At 57.7% G+C, this 19229-nt stretch carries 19 protein-coding genes and 2 pseudogenes; 12 read left to right on the top strand and 9 right to left on the bottom strand.

Annotation, left to right across the window (positions count from 1 at the left end; all coding sequences use genetic code 11):
• Nucleotides 1–81: 81 nt before the first annotated feature.
• On the top strand, nt 82–1182 hold the full coding sequence (locus KHO07_RS15795; protein WP_150732638.1) for a polyamine ABC transporter substrate-binding protein: 1101 nt from the start codon (nt 82–84) through the stop codon (nt 1180–1182).
• 106 nt (nt 1183–1288) lie between these two features.
• Here the strand turns inward: KHO07_RS15795 and KHO07_RS15790 are convergent, their stop codons facing one another.
• The 4 genes from KHO07_RS15790 to KHO07_RS15775 form a co-directional block, all read right to left on the bottom strand.
• Nucleotides 1289–3730 carry a TonB-dependent receptor gene (locus KHO07_RS15790; RefSeq protein WP_212624824.1) on the bottom strand — a complete coding sequence of 814 codons (2442 nt, stop codon included), beginning with the start codon at nt 3728–3730 and terminating at the stop codon, nt 1289–1291.
• Nucleotides 3731–3821: 91 nt separating this feature from the next.
• A complete protein-coding gene (locus tag KHO07_RS15785; protein WP_212624823.1) occupies nt 3822–4802 on the bottom strand; it encodes a FecR family protein in 981 nt (326 codons plus the stop codon).
• Entirely contained in the window at nt 4799–5305 is a 507-nt protein-coding gene (locus KHO07_RS15780) for a sigma-70 family RNA polymerase sigma factor (protein ID WP_212624822.1), read from the bottom strand. Before KHO07_RS15780 ends, KHO07_RS15785 begins: the two co-directional genes overlap by 4 nt.
• Nucleotides 5306–5453: 148 nt before the next feature.
• On the bottom strand, nt 5454–6425 hold the full coding sequence (locus tag KHO07_RS15775; RefSeq protein WP_212624821.1) for a DMT family transporter: 972 nt from the start codon (nt 6423–6425) through the stop codon (nt 5454–5456).
• Nucleotides 6426–6700: 275 nt separating this feature from the next.
• Between KHO07_RS15775 and KHO07_RS15770 the strand changes: the two are divergent.
• Nucleotides 6701–6829: pseudogene (locus tag KHO07_RS15770) on the top strand (SDR family oxidoreductase); the annotation flags it as partial.
• An 8-nt stretch (nt 6830–6837) separates the two neighbouring features.
• On the opposite strand, the gene KHO07_RS15765 reads toward KHO07_RS15770, so the two are convergent.
• Genes KHO07_RS15765 through KHO07_RS15755 form a run of 3 tightly spaced genes read right to left on the bottom strand, consistent with a single transcriptional unit; the run spans nt 6838 to nt 8121 of the window.
• Complete coding sequence (locus tag KHO07_RS15765) at nt 6838–7116, bottom strand: Rho-binding antiterminator (RefSeq protein WP_212624820.1); 279 nt, start codon at nt 7114–7116, stop codon at nt 6838–6840.
• Between the two features lie 4 nt (nt 7117–7120).
• Nucleotides 7121–7381 (bottom strand): DUF2024 family protein, encoded by a 261-nt coding sequence (locus tag KHO07_RS15760; RefSeq protein ID WP_056853402.1) that lies wholly within the window; start codon nt 7379–7381, stop codon nt 7121–7123.
• Nucleotides 7381–8121, bottom strand: coding sequence for a hypothetical protein (locus tag KHO07_RS15755; RefSeq protein WP_212624819.1), 741 nt, complete (start codon nt 8119–8121; stop codon nt 7381–7383). The genes KHO07_RS15760 and KHO07_RS15755 overlap by 1 nt, the downstream gene beginning before the upstream one ends.
• 123 nt (nt 8122–8244) lie before the next feature.
• On the opposite strand from KHO07_RS15755, the gene KHO07_RS15750 reads away from it, so the two are divergent.
• From KHO07_RS15750 to KHO07_RS15705, 10 genes and pseudogenes are all read left to right on the top strand, one after another.
• Nucleotides 8245–8808 (top strand): MarR family transcriptional regulator, encoded by a 564-nt coding sequence (locus KHO07_RS15750; RefSeq protein WP_212627642.1) that lies wholly within the window; start codon nt 8245–8247, stop codon nt 8806–8808.
• Between the two features lie 69 nt (nt 8809–8877).
• Nucleotides 8878–10098, top strand: a complete 1221-nt coding sequence (locus KHO07_RS15745) for a helix-turn-helix domain-containing protein (RefSeq protein ID WP_212624818.1) — start codon at nt 8878–8880, stop codon at nt 10096–10098.
• 36 nt (nt 10099–10134) lie between these two features.
• On the top strand, nt 10135–10764 hold the full coding sequence (locus tag KHO07_RS15740) for a PQQ-binding-like beta-propeller repeat protein (protein ID WP_150732644.1): 630 nt from the start codon (nt 10135–10137) through the stop codon (nt 10762–10764).
• Between the two features lie 337 nt (nt 10765–11101).
• Nucleotides 11102–13285 (top strand): annotated as a pseudogene (locus tag KHO07_RS29435) (DUF637 domain-containing protein); the annotation flags it as partial.
• Between the two features lie 7 nt (nt 13286–13292).
• Entirely contained in the window at nt 13293–13544 is a 252-nt protein-coding gene (locus KHO07_RS15730; protein ID WP_150732647.1) for a hypothetical protein, read from the top strand.
• A 148-nt stretch (nt 13545–13692) separates the two neighbouring features.
• Nucleotides 13693–14187 carry an IS110 family transposase gene (locus tag KHO07_RS29195; RefSeq protein WP_244858222.1) on the top strand — a complete coding sequence of 165 codons (495 nt, stop codon included), beginning with the start codon at nt 13693–13695 and terminating at the stop codon, nt 14185–14187.
• On the top strand, nt 14088–14738 hold the full coding sequence (locus tag KHO07_RS15720; protein ID WP_244858221.1) for a transposase: 651 nt from the start codon (nt 14088–14090) through the stop codon (nt 14736–14738). Before KHO07_RS29195 ends, KHO07_RS15720 begins: the two co-directional genes overlap by 100 nt.
• Before the next feature lie 121 nt (nt 14739–14859).
• Nucleotides 14860–15189, top strand: a complete 330-nt coding sequence (imm40, locus tag KHO07_RS15715; RefSeq protein ID WP_212624815.1) for an Imm40 family immunity protein — start codon at nt 14860–14862, stop codon at nt 15187–15189.
• Nucleotides 15190–15518: 329 nt separating this feature from the next.
• Complete coding sequence (locus KHO07_RS15710; protein ID WP_212624814.1) at nt 15519–16043, top strand: hypothetical protein; 525 nt, start codon at nt 15519–15521, stop codon at nt 16041–16043.
• 298 nt (nt 16044–16341) lie between these two features.
• The gene (locus KHO07_RS15705; RefSeq protein ID WP_191635196.1) at nt 16342–17352 is read left to right on the top strand and encodes a GlxA family transcriptional regulator; all 1011 of its coding nucleotides are present in this window, start codon (nt 16342–16344) and stop codon (nt 17350–17352) included.
• Between the two features lie 14 nt (nt 17353–17366).
• Here the strand turns inward: KHO07_RS15705 and KHO07_RS15700 are convergent, their stop codons facing one another.
• Together KHO07_RS15700 and KHO07_RS15695 are read right to left on the bottom strand one after the other, a co-directional pair.
• Entirely contained in the window at nt 17367–18227 is an 861-nt protein-coding gene (locus KHO07_RS15700) for a CAP domain-containing protein (RefSeq protein ID WP_212624813.1), read from the bottom strand.
• A 166-nt stretch (nt 18228–18393) separates the two neighbouring features.
• Nucleotides 18394–19182 (bottom strand): alpha/beta fold hydrolase, encoded by a 789-nt coding sequence (locus KHO07_RS15695; RefSeq protein ID WP_212624812.1) that lies wholly within the window; start codon nt 19180–19182, stop codon nt 18394–18396.
• Between the last annotated feature and the right edge of the window lie 47 nt (nt 19183–19229).

Here is a 19229-nt window from a genome sequence, read left to right as displayed (position 1 = left end):
TCCTTTGCTCCAGGCCACGTACAGGGCTACTGCCGTTACAGACTATAAAAACCGAACGAGCTGACATTGGGGAACTGATCCATGGACACTATGAAACGCATTCTGGGTGCCACCGTGTGTGGGCTGACGCTGCTCGCCAGCGCGGTGCAAGCCGAACAGCGCGAACTGAGGGTGTACAACTGGGCGGACTACATCCTGCCGTCCGTGCCCAAGGATTTCGCCGCACAAACCGGCATTAAAGTGACCTGGGACACCTTCGACACCAATGAGTCCCTGGAAGCCAAACTGCTGACCGGCAACTCCGGATACGACCTGGTGGTGCCGTCTAACCAGTTCATCGAAACCCAGATCAAGGCCGGCGTTTTCCAGAAACTCGACAAGTCCAAGTTGCCCAACTGGAAGCATCAGGACCCGGCACTGCTCAAACTGCTGGACAAGAATGACCCCGGCAATCAATACGGCGTGCCTTATATGTACGGCACCGTGTTGATCGGCTTCAACCCGGCGAAGGTCAAGGCTGCGCTGGGCGAGAATGCGCCGGTGGACAGCTGGGATCTGGTGTTCAAACCCGAAAACATGGAGAAGCTCAAAGCCTGTGGCGTAGCCATGCTCGACTCGCCTTCGGAGATCCTGCCGCTGGCCCTGCATTACCTGGGACTGGACCCGAACAGCCAGAATCCGGACGACTACGAAAAAGCCAAGGCCTTGATGATGAAGGTTCGGCCGTACGTCACTTACTTCAACTCCGCCAAGTACATGACCGACATCGCCAACGGTGATATCTGCGTGGCCATCGGTTATTCCGGCAGCTTCTACCAGTTCGGCAATCGCGCCAAAGAGGCCGGTAACGGTGTGGTCGTCGACTGGCGTTTGCCGAAGGAGGGCGCGCCGATCTGGTTTGACACCTTCGCCATTCCAAAAAGCGCGAAGAACGTCGAAGAAGCCCATGAATTCCTCAACACGCTGCTGGACCCGAAAGTCATCGCACCGATCAGCGACTTCCTCGGTTACCCGAATGCCAACAAGGATTCGCTGCCGCTGATCAACAAGGAAATCACCGGCAACCCGAACCTGACTCCGACCAGCGAAGCGCTGAAAACCCTGTACGTCGTGCAACCGTTGCCGCAAAAGCTTGAGCGGGTGCGCACGCGTGTGTGGACGGCGATCAAGTCGGACAAATAACCCGCCCCGTAGGAGCCGGCTTGCTGGCGATAGCGGTGTCTCAGGCGGCATCTGTGCCGAGGCCAATACCGAGATCGCCAGCAAGCCGGCTCCTACAGATTCCTTGTCAAAACTCCGGGGTGTACTTCACGCTGAACATCACGTTACGCGGATCGCCGAAGTTGTTGTTGCCGTCGAGCTGGTTGTATCCCGCCGTGTAGTAGTGTTTGTCGAACAGGTTGTTGGCGTTCAGCGCCAGGCCGATTTCCGGCGTGAGCTGGTAGCCGACCCGCGCATTCCACACGGTGTAACCCGGTACGTCGAAGGTGTGTTCGTAACCCAGCGTATGGCTTTGGGTGGTGAAGCCCAGGCCGGTGCTGACGCGGCGCCAGTCGCCGCTGAACTGGTAGTCGCTCCAGACCCGCAGCATGTGCTTGGGCGTCCAGGTGCTGAAGACTTTACCGTCGTTGACCGGGTCATCCAGGTACTTGGTGGTGTTGTAGGTGTAACCGGCAAACAGCTGCAGGCCGGTGAGCACTTCACCGCTGATTTCCGCTTCGATCCCTTGGCTACGCACTTTCCCTGCGGCTACCGAGCAGTACCAGCCGTCGCAGGCGAAGCCCGAAGACAGGTCGTTGAGCGCACGGTTTTCCTGGTCATAACGGAACACGGCCAGGGACGTGTTGACGCGGCCATCCATCAGCTCACCCTTGAGTCCGACCTCGTAGTTGCTGCCGATCACCGGCTTTAGCATCGAGCCGCCGGCGTCGCGCACGGTTTGCGGTTCGAACACGTCGGTGTAGCTGGCATACACCGCCCACTCACGGGTCAAGTCGTAGACGATCCCGGCGTAAGGCGTGACTTCTCCGGTTTCGTTGGCGGTGCTTTCCGGATTGGCGGTGGCCATGTCGCTGAATGCGGCCTGGGTCCATGACTTGTAGCTGTAGTCGTACCAGCTGACCCGCGAGCCGAGCACCAGCGTCAACGGCTCGATCGGCTTGACTCGCCAACTGCCGTAAAGGCCTTTTTGGCGGATGTCGTACTTGCTCGGCGTACCGCGACCACCGGCAGTATTGATCAAACCGTCGTAGCTGATTTCCGGGCGATCGTGGTTGATACCGAAAATCGTGTCCGTGCTGTTATTGAAGGTTCGGGCGAACTTGTCGTCAGACGTGTACTTGGAGTAGTTACCGCCGATCATGACTTCGTGCTGCATGGACAAAGCGTCGAAGTGGCCGATAAGGTTCATGTCCAGGCCCAGCTTGGTCGAGTCGAAGTCCGTCACGAAGTCGGCGTATTGCACGCCGCTGCCATCGGCTTCGAGGCCATCGCCGGCACTTTGCACGCGCTGGTTTTTCGCCTGGTTGTCTTCGGTCATGCGCACGGCACCGACCTTGAACGCCCAGTCGTCGTTGAAGTGGTGTTCGAGATCGGCATAGACCGTGGTGACATCGATGTCCGAATGGTTCCAGCGCGCGCCGGTGTAGGTTGAGCGTGATATATCGACCGGCGAGCCGCCGGCATAGCGCGGCAGGCCGCGGATCATCGGGCGCGACTCGCCCCTGGATTGGCTGACTGCCAGGCCCAGGGTGGTGTCCTCACGCAGATCGATGTCCAGCGCCCCGTACAACGAGTGGGTCTTGCTCCACTCGTAATCGATGAAGGAATCGCTCTGGTCTTCATCGGCCACGATGCGTCCGCGCACGGTGCCGGTCTGGTTCAGCGGTCCGCCGGCATCCAGTTGCAGGCCGTAGTGATCCCAGGAACCGGCCTTGCCGGTGACGCTCACGGTCGGTGCATGCTGGCCGCGCTTGCGTACCAGATTGATGGCGCCGCCAGGGCTGCCGGTGCCTTGCAGCAATCCGGAGGCGCCGCGCAGGACCTCCATGTGATCAAAGAAAATCAGGTCTTGTGTGGCCCAGTTACCGAGCGCATAGGTGTTGCGCGGGATCGGCACGCCGTCGTACTGCCAGTCATCGATCTGGAAACCGCGCGAGGTCAGGATCAAGCCTTTGCCGACGCCCTGTAGGCCGACCAGTCCGGTGGTCTGGTTGGCCGCATCCTTGAGATCGACCAGGTTCTGGTCATCCATCTGTTTGCGGGTCATCACCGTGACCGACTGCGGAATCTCCTTGAGGGTGTGGGTACCCTTGCCGATGGTCACCGCTTTTGCCGCATAGGAGCCCGAGCCTTCGGTGGTGGCTTCGGCGCTGTTCTCGACGATGTTGGTCACGCCCAGTTGCAGGGTGGCATTGCTGCCTGCGGCCGGCTCGACGCTGAAGTTGCCTTGCCCGGTCACTCGCAACTGCAGGCCGCTGCCCGTTAGCGCCTGTTGCATCGCTTCTTCAGGCGATAACTGGCCGACGACCGCCGGCGCCCGTTTGCCCTGCACCAGTGACGGTTCCAGGGAAATGATGTGACCGCTTTGGCTGGCGATGGCGTTCAACGTACTGGCAAGCGGGCCGGCCGGCAGATTGAAGGACAGGGTTTGTGCCTGCGCCAGGGCGGGGCTCGCCAGGGCTGCCAGGGCAACGGTTAGCGAAAGAGTGTGGGACCACGGGTTGAGCACAGCATTCTCCTGAAACATGTGAAAGGTGTCAGGAGATAGGTGGGATGAGAAATGAAAACCGGACACAAATAAGAGTCATTTTCAAAAATAATTATTGTCTGTCGGGTTTTGCTCGGATCAACGTCAACCAGGGACTGTAGCGATCCACGCGAATCGGCAGGGTTTCCGCCAGGGCACTCAAGGTTCGCTCGGGGTCGTTGAGCGGGAACACACCCTGAACGCGCAAGTCGCGAACCTCGGGGGCTACACGGACAAAACCACGGCTATAAGGGCGCAGGGCGTCGACGACTTTTTCCAGTGGGTCATCGAGTACGTTGAGCCGTCCGCTGAGCCAGTCGGCACGATGACGCTGATCGCTGCCCAGCGGTTCGATGTGCCCGGTGTAGAGCAGGGCGGCTTGGCCCTCCTGCACATCGCGTTCGCTGCCATCGAACAGACGGGTCCGGACCGAATGCTCCAGAACCACCACGCGGGTGACGTCTTGTTCCTGGGCAACCAGGAAACGGGTGCCCAATGCGCGCACTTCGCCTTGAGCGGTGCGCACGCGCAACGGGCGGCTCGGATCGGCCGCCACCTGGATGATCAATTCGCCGCGACGCAGAATCACCAACCGTTGCTGATCGTCAAAATGCAGATCCACCGCACTGTCGGCATTCAAACTCAGACGGCTGCCATCAGCCAGATTGAAATTCTCGCGCTGCCCACGCCCGGTGTGCAGATCAGCCAGCAGCGAGTCGCCCAGCGGGCTGCGCGCGCCAAGCCACAAACCGCCACCGATCAGGCCCAAACCTGCAATCACCCGCAGCGCATCACGCCGTGAAGCATGTGGCTGCAACAGCAATTGGCGGGCGTGTTCGGTCTGGCCGGGCACACGCCGATCCAGCGCACGCACCGTGCTGAACGAGCCGCCGAGTCGCTCATGCAATCTTGCCCAAGCCTGAGCGTGTGCGGGGTCCATGTTCAGCCATGCGTTGAAACGCTCCTGCAACGCGGCGCTCGGTGTATCGGCGCGCAGGCGCACCATCCAGTCGATGGCTTGCTCGCTGACGGGGTCCAGGCGCGGTTTGCTCATGACATCTGCTCGCTCAGGTAACACTGGCGCAGAGCCTGTTTCATGTAGCGGCTGACCGTGCGTTCCGACAACTGGAGCTTTTGAGCAATTGCCACATAACTCATGCCGTCCAGCTGGCTGTACAGGAAGGTCGCCTTCACCACCATCGGCAAGCCATCCAGCGCCTTGTCGATGGCCACCAACGCTTCGATCAATTGCAACTGTTCTTCCGGGGAGGGCGCCAACAATTCGGGCAGGCCGGACAGGCGTTCAAGGTAGGCCAGTTCGAGCTTGCGCCGACGGTGTCGATCGAAGATCAGTCGGCGGGCGATGGTCGACAGATAGGCGCGTGGCTGTTCGATGCTGTCGGGGTCTACACGCGCCGCCAGTAACTGGCAAAACGTATCGGCGGCGGTGTCCTCAGCGTCCGCATGATTGCGCAGCCGTCGCTGAATATGCTGCAGCAGCCAACGGTGGTGATCGCTGAAAAAGTAACTCAGCTTGCTGGGCGAAGGAGGTTGCACCGGATTCATTTCCAGATGTTAGTGAGAGTCGTTCTCAATCCTACCTTTGAGCCCGGACCCGCTGCAATCTCTGGTTTCGCTTACAAAGCAAAAAGCCCACTGAGCCGTTAGGGGCGCAGGGGGCTTTTAGTGGGATATCGGCGTGACCTCAGCTGCGCTGTGCGACCGGCGGCTTCACGCTCGACGGGCTTTGGCCCTTGCGATAAGTCAGCAACACGATGCCGGTGACGACAATCACACCGCCCATGACCTGGCCGGCGCTGAGCATCTGGTCCAACACCACCCAGCCCATCAACAACGTGGCCAACGGTTCGATGTTCATCACCGGGGCATTGCGCGGCATGTCCAGGCGCGGCACGGAAATGAACAGCACGATAAAACCGGTGCCATACAGCACGACCAGCGTCGCCAGTGCCAGCCAGCCGGTGCTGGTGGCCGGAAGGTTCAAGCCGCCGGGCAGCACGCCACTCACGCCGGCCAGATTGATACTGCTGAAAACGATGAAAATCGTCAGCAGGCTGCGCACCGAACCCCGCACCTCGGACAACTTGTGATCGGTGATCCACAACGCACAGGCAAACACGCTGGCGGCGCAAAAGGCCAGGGTCACGCCCAGCCACCATTGCGGGCCGACGCTGGCGTTGTCGGCGAGTCGGCCGGGTACGTCCAGCACAAACACCAGCCCCAACAGAATCAGGCCCATCAGCGAGGCGGTGCGCGCGGTGGGTCTGGCACCACCCAACGCCCAAGTGAGCAGCGCCAGCAGGATCGGGAACACGTTGGCCACCAACAGCGCCAGCGCCACCGGCACCCGCGCGACCGCCGAATACAGGCACAGGCTCTGGGTGGCGATCAGCAAGCCCAGCAGCAACTGCCAACGCCAGGCCCCCTTCGGCAGGCGCAGGGTCTGGCGTTGCCAAAGTACCAGCGCGGCCAATACCAGCAACGTCCCGCCCGAGCGCATCAGGATCGCCAACAACACGCCGGCGCCGTCATCAAAGGCCACCCGCGCCGCGACGTGGTTACCGGCGAAGGCACAGCCCATGCACAGCAAAATCAGCACGGCGAGGTGACGGGGAAAAGGAGGCGGCGCTTCTGGCCGGGCGGTTGGGTGGGTCATGGCAGGATCTCGAATCAAATGCGCCACCAAAGGAAATGGCGTGCGAGTTTTTATTATGTTGTCGTACAACTAGGCGTGAGTTGTAGCGCATTTGTCGAGGGGGAACAAGGTTGAAGCGCTTTTAGAGGGGGCGGGGCGTCAGGATGTTAGTCAAGAGATCGTATGACTAGAGGGGTGTCCTGCTAACCGGTGCAACGCTTGCTGTACGAAATCGGCAAACAGCTTGAACCGGATCGGTGTCAGCGCGCCTGGGCTTTGAACAAATGATGCCGGGCATGATTCCCGCCGGTCGACTCGGTGAGGCCGACGAACTCGCGCAAGCGGCGCTCTACCTGGCGTCCAGCGACAGTTCGTTCGTCAACGGCATCGAATTGCACGTGGACGGCGGCATGTCGCTGGTCTGAAACCCGCCTCAGAACGTGCAAACGGCATCGGTGAACACCACCCGGCCGAACTCCGCATTGGCGTCCAGCGGCGTGACGGCCAGCAGTTGATCCAGACGGATTTCCTGCTTGCCGTCCGCCGTTTCAAGGATGAGGAATTCTTCCTTCTCGGCGGATGTCCGCGTGTCCAGCGCCCTGGCCTCTAAACGGGCGCCATCCTTCAATTCGATATCCAGTCGATAACCGCGCAGGCAGGCGATCTCCAGATAGTCGTACAGGTCGCAGTTCATGGGCTGGTAGGTGTTCATATCGTTACTCCTGACAACCTTGCAGTTTGAGGATGAAGTAACCCTGTTTGCCGATCGCCGCGGCCACTTCGGGATGAGTCGGTTCAACATGACAGAACTGGCAGCGGTCCTGGGCGATATCTTCGTCCTGAATGCCCTGTTCATCAAGGAAGCGCCGGGCATAGGTTTTCGCCAGCTCGGCGTCGTTACGCTCGATCAGCACATCGAAGTGCAGATAGCGGCCATCTTTGGTGCGCACGTGGGTATCGAAGACATTCACGCTCATCATTTGCTCTCCTTCAGTTTCCAGGTGCCCGGCAACGACAGGTCGCCCGAAGCAATGTCATAGACGCTGCTGACGCACAGCAACGGGTTATGCAGGTCGGCATTGACCTTCAGCGCAGCGGTGACGCCGTCGTAGTTGAAGCTTTCAGGGAATCCGACCGCCGCCAGCGGTACACGGATCTTCGCAGCGTTTTTCTCAACGCTCAGTTCGTAGCCCGGGGAGTCGATGTAGATCGGTGCGCCGGGCCAGGTGGCCGGCAACTTCGGCTTGGCATCCTTGGGAATGTCGCGGACTTTCAAACCGCCAGGCCCGCAGCTTTCGTCTTTGGTCAGTACCACCCAGTGGGAGTGCCAGAGACCGCCGTCGTTGTCCTTCTTGCCGTCCTTGTTTTCGTCCAGTTGCGGGGTGTCATCGAAGTCCGGGTGCGATGTCAGCGCCAGGGCGAGGATGCCGGACTTCTCTTCAAAGCCCACAGCCGAACTGTCGAGACTGGTCGGCCAGACGTAGCTGAACACCTCGGCACCGGCAAACGAACCCTTGGCGGTCGGGACGCGACTGCCGGCCTTGCCGTCGACCAATTGCTCGAACACCAGATTGTTGCCTTCCTTGAAGACGCGGGTATTGACCAGGTCGAAAGCGGCGTCTGCTTTGCCTTTGTCGCTCTGAATGCCTTGGGAATCGTGGGCCCAGGCTTGTGATGCCAGCAGAGTGCCGAGGGTCAGTGCCAGTGCGGTTTTCATGTTTGCCTCCATTTCAAAAAAGGTGATTACTGTTTCGGATCGACACCACAAAGCCTACGACAAAGCTCTTTTTTGTCAATAAGGTTTTTATCCGATACTATTAATCAACGTTATTGATCAGGAATTTCCCACGTGCTTTTTGATTTGCTGGAAAGGTTGTCGAGCCTGACCCGAGTCTGGTTTCGCGAGCACCCGCTGCTGACGGATCTGCAGCCGATTCAGCTCAGTGCCTTGATGTACCTGGGCCGTTGCAATCGCTACTCCGACACCCCATTGGCTGTGACCGAATACCTGGGCCTGACCAAAGGCACGGTGTCGCAATCGCTCAAGGCGCTGGAGGGCAAAGGCCTGCTGACCAAACAGCCGGACGTCCGGGACAAACGCAGCGTGCACCTGAAACTGACGGCACCGGCCCAGGCGTTGCTGGACGCCGTGATGCCTCCGGAATTTCTGGTCAATGCCGCCCAGCGCATGGGCGCGCGCGCAGAGGATCTTGAAGGCTTGCTACTGGAGCTGTTACGAAACATCCAGCAAGGTGAAAACGTCCCGAGTTTCGGGCTCTGCCGAACCTGCCGTTTTCATCAGACCGTCGCGGGTGGAGCCTTTTGCGGGCTGACTCAGGAACCGCTGGAAACCAAGGAAGTGGAGCTGATTTGCCGCGAGCACCGGATGGCCGATCCAGCCTGAGACGCCTGAGTCTGGGATAGACTCAACAGCGACTATCCGACGATGGAGTGAACCCATGGCAACATTGCAATGGACTCGCTGATCACCGCCGCCGCCCAGGCGCTGGCAGCGGGGGATCCACTCGGTGCGCTCGACCGTGTTGCACTGCGTGACGATGCACCGGCCCTGGCGCTGCGCGGGATCGCCATGGCGCAACTGGGCGATCTGGTGCGGGCAAAAATGTTGGTGCGTCGGGCGGCACGCGCGTTCGGGCCAAAGGAAGCGCTGGCCCGGGCGCGCTGCATCGTCGCCGAAGCAGAGATCGCATTGGCCTCGCGGGACCTCGGCTGGCCGGTGAAAGCCCTGGATGCGGCGCGGGTCACGCTGGAAGCCCACGGCGATGTTGTCAACGCGGCCCATGCGCGATATCTGCACATCCGCCGTCTTCTGCTGATCGGCCAACTGGATGACGCACAGCAACGCCTCGCGCAACTCGATCCGTCGACATTGCCACCGTCGTTGCGCGCCACCCATGAGCTCGTGGTCGCGGGCATCGCCATGCGTCACCTGCATTCACAAGCTGCCCGCGCGGCCTTGATCCGTGCCGGACTCGCGGCGCAGCAATCCGCTATTCCGGCATTGATAGCAGAAGTCGAAAGCGCGGTGCAGCTGCTCGACAGTCCCGCCGCGCACGTGATGAGCAACGGCCATGCAAGGCCCTTGCTGCTCGACGAAGTGGAAGCATTGCTGGCCTCGACCTCGCTGGTGGTGGATGCCTGCCGGTATGTCGTGCGCGGTGCAGGCATGTCGGTTGCCCTGTCGAAGCGCCCGGTCCTGTTCCGCCTCGTGCGGACCCTGGCGGAAGCCTGGCCGGACGATGCTTCGAGGGAAACTCTCATCGCCCGGGCCTTTCGCCTGAAGCTCAGCGACGAATCCCATCGCGCCCGGCTACGGGTCGAAATCGGCCGATTGCGCGCAGCGCTGAAACCCTTGGCCAGCGTAATCGCAACCCGGCGCGGGTTTGCACTGATCACCCAGGTTTCACCCGACGTGGTGCTGCTCACGCCTCCGGTCGAAGAAAAACATGCCGCGGTCTTTGCGTTGCTCGCCGACGGTGAAGCCTGGTCGAGTTCGGCACTTGCCCTGGCACTGGGCAACAGCCAGCGCAGCGTGCAACGGGTGCTCGAAACACTGGCGGCGCAGGGCAAGGTGCAGTCATTCGGGCATGGCAGGGCGCGGCGCTGGATGACGCCACCGGTCCCCGGTTTCGCGACGACCTTGTTACTCCCGGTTCCGTTGCCCGGTGGCTAGGATGAACGCCACCACCCCCTTTCGAGGAACACCGAGATGAAACAGTCAGCTGCTGAAATCCTTCGTGAATATGGGCCTTTTGAAGGCGTCGACGATGTGCATGGCGTGACCTGGGATGGTGAACAGGTCTGGTTTGCCACCACCGGAAAACTCCTCGCACTGGACCCTTCGAGCGGCGCAACCGTGCGAACGCTGGATGTCGCCGCTCACGCTGGCACCGCATTCGATGGCAAGCACTTGTTCCAGATCGCCGAGGACCGTATCCAGAAAATCGATCCGCAAACCGGTCGCGTACTCTCCACCATTCCAGCCCCCGGCGGCGGTAACGACTCCGGGATGACCTGGGCGGAAGGCTCGCTGTGGGTCGGGCAATACCGCGAGCGCAAGATTCACCAGATCGACCCCGAGACCGGCAAGATCCTGCGCACCCTCGAGTCGAACCGCTTCGTCACCGGCGTAACCTTCGTCGAGGGCGCGCTCTGGCATGGCACCTGGGAAGGCGACGAGAGCGATCTGCGGCGCATCGACGCAAAAACCGGCGAGGTGCTCGAAAGCCTGAAAATGCCAGAGGGCGTTGGCGTCTCGGGTCTTGAATTTGATGGCGGCGAGCGGTTTTTCTGCGGGGGTGGCGGTAGCGGGCGGGTGAGGGCGGTTCGTCGCCCCTGATTAAGTCCCGGCTTTAAATCGTTCGTGGATGTCGATCCGCTGACTCATACCCACTCGCCTTTGAACCGACCCCACCATGCTTCAGCTTTTTTTGGTGAGAACGGCGAATCCAGCGTACCGATGGCGACCGACATCCACTGCGACAAGGCCGGCTTGGCTAACCGATGCCGATGCTACGTTCTGAGTCTTGCCAATCTCCGCGTCTTAAGACGCTTCCTACAGCCCCCGGTTTCTTCCTGCATCTGATCAAGACCTTTCTCGCTGATGCCTCGGACGCCTCCGATTTCAGCCTTGCAGGTCATGGGTTAACGTTTTTGCTGGCGGCGATGTGGCGCTAAGCGCAGGCAACGAAGCCTATCTGGTGGCAGGTAACAACCTCGAGTTACTGGCCGCGCAAGACAGTGATTACTCCCTCTACGACAAAAAGAAAAAAGGCAGCTTCGGTCAAAAAGAAACCCGCCGGGATGAAATCACCAAGGTGACCCACGTCGGCAGCGAAATCACTACGGGCGGCGATTTGACCTTGGTCAGTGGGGGAGATCAACGCTATCAGGTGGCGAAACTCAACAGCGGTAATGACCTGACCTTGCAGAGTGGTGGTGCGATCACCTTTGAGGGCGTGAAGGATCTGCATCAGGAGAGTCACGAGAAGAGCAGCAACAGCCTGGCGTGGACCAGTGCCAAAGGTAAGGGGAATACCGATGAGACCTTGCGGCAGAGTCAGCTGGTCGCGCAGGGAAACCTGGCAATCAAGGCCGTTGATGGCTTAAACATCGACATCAAACAGATCGACCAGAAAACGGTGGGTCAGACTATTGATGCGATGGTGCAGGCAGATCCGCAACTCGCATGGCTCAAAGAAGCTGAGCAGCGTGGTGATGTGGATTGGCGAAAAGTTCAGGAGGTGCACGAGAGCTTTAAGTACAGCCACTCCGGGCTGGGCCAAGGGGCGATGCTGGCAATCATGATTATCGTCACGGCGCTGACGGCTGGCGCCGCGAGTGCTGCAATAGGAACAGCGGCCAACGCAGCGGCGGCTTCCGGTACTGCCATGGCCGCTGCGGGAACTTCAGCCGCAGGTACAGCCGTCGCGGCAGGCTGGGGAAATGTAGCGCTGACGGCTGTGGCCACTTCGGCGGCCAGCGGGGCTGCAATCAGTGCGATCAACAATAAGGGTGATCTTGGAGCGGTCGTTAAAGATGTAACTTCCAGCGAGAGTCTGAAAGGCTATGTGATCGCTGGTGTAAGTGGGGGCATTGCTGGCCAAAATATAGGTGTACGCCTGGCAGTCAACTCCGCGCTTCAAACAGTAGCGAATGGCGGAAAATTCAAAGACAACCTTAGCCAGGCCGCGATAGGACTGGTCGCCGACATGATGGCTGGCGCCATCTATCAGCAAGTGGGTACCAGCCTGTTAGGAAGTGGTCTACCCACCAAAGTTGCCGTTCATGCCATCGTGGGTGGCTTGATCGGAGAGGCGGCTGGTGGTGATTTCGTTATTTCTGCGATGGCCGCCGGAGCTAACAAGGCTCTGATCGAAATGGTCGGGGACAAGATCTTCCCAGGCGTGGCCCACGAGCAAGTATTGGCGATGACCTCTCAGCTCTTGGGTATGACCGTTGCCGCGGCAGCAGGTGGTAGCGACAAGGACCAGCAGGTTGCAGGGTGGGTGGCGCAGCAGGCAACGGTCAATAATTACCTGAATCATAAGGAGGTTGAGAGCTTAATCGAAGAGGCGAAAACCTGTGTCGCAAGCAACAGCTGTGATCAGGTTCGAAATAAATTTGCCGATTTGAATGACGCAAACGAAAAACGTTTTGCGCTGTTTTGTCTGGACAACCCTCAAGGATGTAGATCTCCAGAGCTCCAAAAGTTTGTGGAGGATTACAACGACACGCACGACCTCCTTTCCAAAGCGCGAGCCTCTGACGATGTACCTGCCGGGATGAAAAGTGTCCTTGCTACCGCGCAAATGATGAACGCGGTTGCCAAGATGCGGTTGCTGGAGATGGGACTGGCTCTAGGGCTTACCCAAGCCGGTAGCAATGCTGCAGGACGGGCTGGTATAAACGTCGATCCCGAAACCGTAGGTGTTTTTGCCACGTGGACGGCTATACTCTTTGGGGCTGGGAAGGCGGTTGGTGCAAGTGGGGTAAGAGCCGCAAGCCAAAAGCTGCCAACTGCTTTACCGGATAACTTGACTGGTTATGCGAACCCGAAAGATATTCGGTTCACGCAAGATAGTGTATCGAGTAACTTTAAGGATGGCCAAACTCTCCAGTCAACAATTGACGGGCTGAAGTCAGGGAGAATTTCTCCAGATGATTTTCCTCCTATTCGGGTATTTGAGAAAGACGGAGCGGTATACAGTTTGGATAATAGACGATTGCTTGCTGCGTCTGAGGCGGGTGTACCAATCAAAGTTGTTCCGGCTACGGCAGCAGAGGTTGCCAAGGAAGGACGGAAAGTAACTACGCCTAATAAAGGTTCGATTATCTGTGTTCGAGGCGTTTGTAAGTGAGGGTCGTATGAGTTTTGAGCGAGTTAGAGATATACAGACAAAAGAGGATCTTGCGGATTTTGTCGGGGATTTCAGAGAAGGATTGGTACTCAATCCCAGTGACTGGGAGAATCCGGACTTAGAAAAATTTTTAGCTGCAATGGAAGCCTGGATTAGATCAATAGATATGTATGCAAAAAACTCTGGTGATAGTGATGTTACTACCCCTAGCTGGAGCACTTTTGCAAAGATATTGTGTGCATCAAAAGTTTATGAATAGTTGTTCTACATGGAGAGGCATGGAAAAGGGAGTGAAAGAAAGTGCGGGGTAAAATAAATCTGAGAATCATCTAGCCGGCCTCCCCACTTAACGGAGGTGGCGCAAAATTCAAGGTGCGAACTTAGACTTTTGCTGTGAGGAGGCCGTGATGAAATTCTGTGGCATAGATCTGCATTCGAACAACAGCGTTGTTGTGGTTACCGACGAAACGGACCGAGTTTTGATCAGCCGACGCTGCCCCAATGAGCTGACGCAAATCCTCCCGCTACTCGAACCACATCGTGGAGAATTGTTCGGCGTCGTGGTCGAGTCTACGTACAACTGGTATTGGCTGGTCGACGGCCTGAAGGCGGCAGGCTTCGAGGTAAAACTGGCCAACCCGGTGGCGATGCAACGCTACAACGGTTTGAAGCATTCCGACGATAAATGGAAAAGGGGACAGATTTATTTATCTTTTTACAACGCTGAAAAATTCGATGGAGCAAGGAGTCGATTATGCCCAGGATGGGCCGTATTGTATTACCAAACTATCCGCACCACGTTGTGCAACGTGGTCATAATCGTCAGGTGGTGTTTGCGGTCGCCGAGGATTATCAGCGCTATTTGGCGGATTTACGTGAACTCAAAGAGGCATTCGGTGTAAAGGTTTACGCCTATTGTTTGATGACCAATCATGTTCATTTGCTGCTCGCTCCAGGTGACTCTGTTATTGGGCTTGGGCAGTTAATGAAAGCCCTTGCAGCGCGTGCGACGCGTTATCGTAATCGCCTGGAAGGGCGTTCAGGCACTTTGTGGGAGAGTCGGTACAAATCCAGTGTGGTGCAGTCAGATTCCTACTTGCTCGCTTGTTGTCGTTACATTGAATTGAATCCTGTCCGCGCTCAAATGGTGGTCGATGCCGGAGATTATCCGTGGTCCAGTTTTAGCGTTCGAATCAGTAGTGAGCCTGATGACCATTGGCTGGACATTGACCCATGCTTTGCTGCTTTGGGTAACACACTAATGGAGCGGCGCTATCGCTACGAATTATTCATGCGCCAAGCCATTCCCGATGATGAGATCGGATTGATTCGGAATGCTCTGCAGCGTGGTCAGCTGACAGGGACGCGTTGTTTCGTGGACGAGGTTGAGCAGATAGTGGGTTTACGGATAGAACAACGTGGTCGAGGCAGACCAAGGGGCGGGGTAAAATAAATCTGTCCCCTTTTCAATGCCAGGCGAGTATCGTGGGAAACAAGGTGTTTTCGAGTTCATAAAGGAGTCGGATGGGTCAATCAATCATCGACTATTCAAGCCGAGCCGGGCGGAGTGACTTATGAGTGTTATATGGTCGGAACAAATTGATCCTATTCTAAGTCGCGGGATATCCCTAGAGCATTTGGGGGTGCGGAACTGGGCTCTGCGTCGCGATGACGCTTTACGTGCTATTTATGAACTTGAAGCTCTCGGAATTTCGATTCTTGGAGGGGATGTGTATCAATTAGTTGGCGAGATAGCTGAACAGACGTACGACAGTTGGTACTGCGACCAAGCTCCAGATGAGTTGGATTCTGTTTTTTTAAAGCGAAGTTCAGATAAGGCAGCGAATTATATTTGCAGCTACTTAATGCAAAGGGGGCTTTTTGCTCTAGTGCCTAAAATTTAATCGTGCAAAAGGATGGTGGAAAAAGGGACGGATTTATTTTTATTAATGCTCGGAATGGACCTGTAGTTGGAAAATAAATCTGTCCCCTTTTTTCCTCCTCGGAATGGACCTGTAGTTGGAAAATAAATCTGTCCCCTTTTTTCCTCGGAGGTCGGCATGACGCGGAGTACTATAAATTCACGTACAAAGATGGAACTGAAGTCAGGGTGATTGATTCGAACGCAGGCTTCAAGCCAGGAACTATTACCAAATTTCAGCAGTATTATGACCAGCAAGGTAGTCGGTTGAAGTATGATGCTGGCCAGTGGAAAGCGTGGGAGTAATTGCGGGTGGCGATGTTAATTCCTGATATTAAAGTTGAGCTGATTCCTGGCTTAAGTGCGGCTGGGTTTTCTCTGGGTGAGGACTTTTTCAGTGTTCAAGAAAAAATTGGCGCTGTTGGGTGGTACGAGTCAAATGCGTGTCTTAATGATGTTTTGATTAAAAGTGCGGAGTGGATCGGAATTAAGTCAAAAGTCGGTACAGCTGTCGGGCTTGATAAGGTTGTTGAGTCATTCATTTATAGAAATGATCTGATCTCACTAGATTTTGGAGAGACCAAAAAGCTGTATAGGATTGTAGTCGGGAAGGGCTATCTAGGGTGGTTTAAGTCGGTGAGACCTGGTGATGATCTACTGTTGATTAGTAGTCTTTATGAGCTTGACTTTAATGATATTGATGACGATTTTTTAATAATTGAAAGCGGTAAATATATAGAGGGTATTAGCTTTATAACCGATTATAGATCCTCATTAGAGCATGCGTCGGATCAGAAAATTGAATGCATTTCAATACATGATTGGTCTTTTCGATAACTGTTCAAGCACACTATCCCGACCACCGGCCAGTTCCGGTGTTGTTTTATCCGCCTGGTACTGATGGACAATGCCCATAACGTGCTTTTGCATAAGTGGAAAAGGGGACGCCCATTAGCCGGTCTCGAGTCAAGGCTAAAAGCCAACTTGCCCTGCAGCTCTTGCTCGCCGGTTTCAACTGGCGTAAACAATGCGCACCGAGCCGTGCGCGGGTGCGCGGTTAATTTTTGCGATCAGGGGTTACGGATATCAAGGCGCTAAATCACAGGTTCGTCAGCAGGGCGAAGCGAGGCGAGTGTTGGTAGAACGACGTCAGTTCAGCGGTGCCATGAAGGGCAAGAATCTTCGCTATCTCAATGAGCATGAAGGCCAACCCATCTGCGCCCGGGCAGGTTTTCTGCTGCTGGAGCATTTCTCGTTGCCGGCGTTTACCCAGGCACTCGATACGATTATCACCGCAAACCTGCTGCGGCCGGGGCTGTTTACCACCAAGACCTTCGGTTTGACGGAAGGCGAAGTGATCAGCGATCTGGGGTTGGTGATCCGGCCGGACGCCTGCCTGGCTCATGCGGAAATTCAAGACCTGGACCTGTTGGTCATCTGTGGCGGGTACCGTACGGCCCTCCAGGCTGACGAGGTGCTTGTCAGTCTTTTGCACGGGGCCGCCGAAGCAGGCGTGAAGCTGGCGGGGATATGGAACGGTGCCTGGTTTCTCGGGCGAGCCGGTTTGCTGGACGGCTATCGCTGTGCGATTCATCCCGAGCATCGTCCTGCGCTGGCGGAAATCGCCAAACTCACTCAGGTCACCAGTGAAGCCTTCGTGGTCGACCGTGATCGTCTGACGGCGTCCAGTCCCAACGGTGCGTTTTACATGGCACTGGAGTGGATCAAAGGTTTGCATGACAAGGCGCTGACTGACGGTATCGAAGACATTCTGGCGTTTGAAGCGTCGCGCTATCGACGGATCAAACCCAGCCTGAATGTCTCGGTCAGCGGCCCGCTGCGGGAGGTCGTCAACCTGATGGATGCCAACCTCGAAGAGCCGCTGGAGATGGAGGCGCTGTGTCTGTATGCCGGCCGATCCCGACGGCAGATCGAGCGCCTGTTCAAAGAGCAATTGGGCACTACGCCACAGCGTTACTACATGGACTTGCGGATCACCGAGGCGCGTCGACTGCTGCAACACACCACGCTGACCATTGTTGAAGTCTCGGTGGCCTGTGGTTTTGTCTCGCCCAGCCACTTCAGCAAATGCTACAGCGCCTACTTTGGTTATCGGCCGTCCAAAGAAACCCGGCTGGTCAAGTAACGGCTCAGGGCAGATCAGTTCGCCCCGAACAGCATCGTCCAGTAAACCCCTTCATCGCTGCGCGCCTCGGTGGCATAACCGGCACCGACTTGAGTGAACATCGGGTTCATCAGGTTGGCGCAATGCCCGGGGCTGGCCAGCCATCCGGCCATTGCCTTGTTTGGCGACCCTTGGCCGGCGGCGATGTTCTCGCCGATCTGCCGCCCACGGTAACCAGCGGCGCGCGCCCGGTCGGCGGGGGTGTCGCCATCGGGATCGCGGTGGGCGAAGTAGTTACCGTAGGCCATCGCTTTGCTGTGTCCTTGCGCGGCGGCACCGAGGCTGGCATTCCACGCCAGTGGCCGCGCGGCGGCAAACCGTTGACGGCCGCACATTCGCGGTTTGGCCCGGGCGGCATTCACCTGCGCCAGCAAGGCTTTGCTGACCGAACGCGGGTCGCCCATTTGGCTGTCCAGTACCGGACGCGCCAACACCACTTGCCACTCACCACGTCTGCGACTGACGCCAATGTCGGCGTACTGGCTGTCAAGCAGGGCGGTGCAATGGTCATCCTGCAACAGGTCGAAAGCCTCTTCGGCATCCTGGGCACCGATGACCCGGATGGATCGTACGGCCACCGCCTGATAACCGGACGCCTTCAAACGATCGCGCAAACCGCCACCGTAACCCACCGGCAATGCCAGGTTTGATTTCAAGGCCAGTGGCGCCAAACGCTGGGCAGGACGCCGCCCGCAATCTTGCGGATGGGCTCGGTAATCGTTGATGGCTTCCACCAGTTGTCGCTCCGCGCCGGCGTGGGCGGGGCTGATGAAAAAGGGTAGCGAGGTCAACAGGCACAGTGAAGTGAAGCGCAAGGCAAGGGCGGTTTGGCGCATGGTGCGGACAGCTCGGATGAGGTGACAACGTTAAGGAGGAAGTACAAATGCCGGTCTAAGACTGGCGCCGCGAAACAAGGTTCACGGGGCGGGTGGGCTTATTGGTTGATGACGGTTTGTGTCCGACGAACGTGCTTGGGGATAGCGTTCTATTGCAGGAGCCGCTCTACAACCCATTCCCCAGCGCCTCGAAATACTCAGGGCTGTCGCTGATCGAATTGTGCCCGGTGCCCTTGATGACCTGCATCGACGCCACGCCCTCGGCGAAATGGCTGTATAGCCGCTGTGTACTGGATGCAGGGATCACTTCGTCATGTTCGGCGGCGATCAGTCGTGTCGGCACGGTTATGTGTTCGGCATAGCGCCAGGATTCGAACTTGTCCTGCAACAACCACTGCACCGGGAACCAGCGAAACTGCCGGGCGGCGAGTTCTTCGAGGCTGTTGTATGGCGTGACCAGCAACAGCCGGGTGGCCGGGCGTGCGCTGGCCAGGCGCACGGCGACCCCCGATCCCAGGCTGCGGCCGACCACGACAACCTGCGGATGATCGGCGTAGACCTTGTCGAACAGGCTCATGGCATCGCGGGCAATGGCTTCCTCGGAGGGTGAGCCGCTGCTGCCGCCATAGCCTCGGTAATGCATGAAGTACAGGGCATGATCAGGGAACGCCCTGGCGAACTCCGGCAGGCTGCGTGAGACATCCTCGGCATTGCCACCGAAATAAATGATCGCCTTGGGGCCGTCGTGCGGTCTGACTGAAACCAGCACCTGCGCGTCAGCGACGGGCAGCGTGAGCAGTGTTTCGGCGGAACCGGCGGAGCGTGGTTGCGGGTAATAGATCAGCGCGCGCTGAAACACGAACAGCGCCGCGCAGAGCACCAGGTACATCGCTGCGAGGATGATGACAAGTAACACCAGGGTTCGGGACATTCGGCTAACGTTAGTGGGCGGCATTGACGGCTCCGGGGTGCTGTCAGAGTGTAGCTGGCGGTGAAGGAGGG

The organism is Pseudomonas sp. PP3, from assembly GCF_905336995.1.
Classification (GTDB): domain Bacteria; phylum Pseudomonadota; class Gammaproteobacteria; order Pseudomonadales; family Pseudomonadaceae; genus Aquipseudomonas; species Aquipseudomonas reinekei.
Note: the sequence above shows the minus strand (reverse complement) of the source record. Positions and strands in the feature narration are given on the sequence as shown.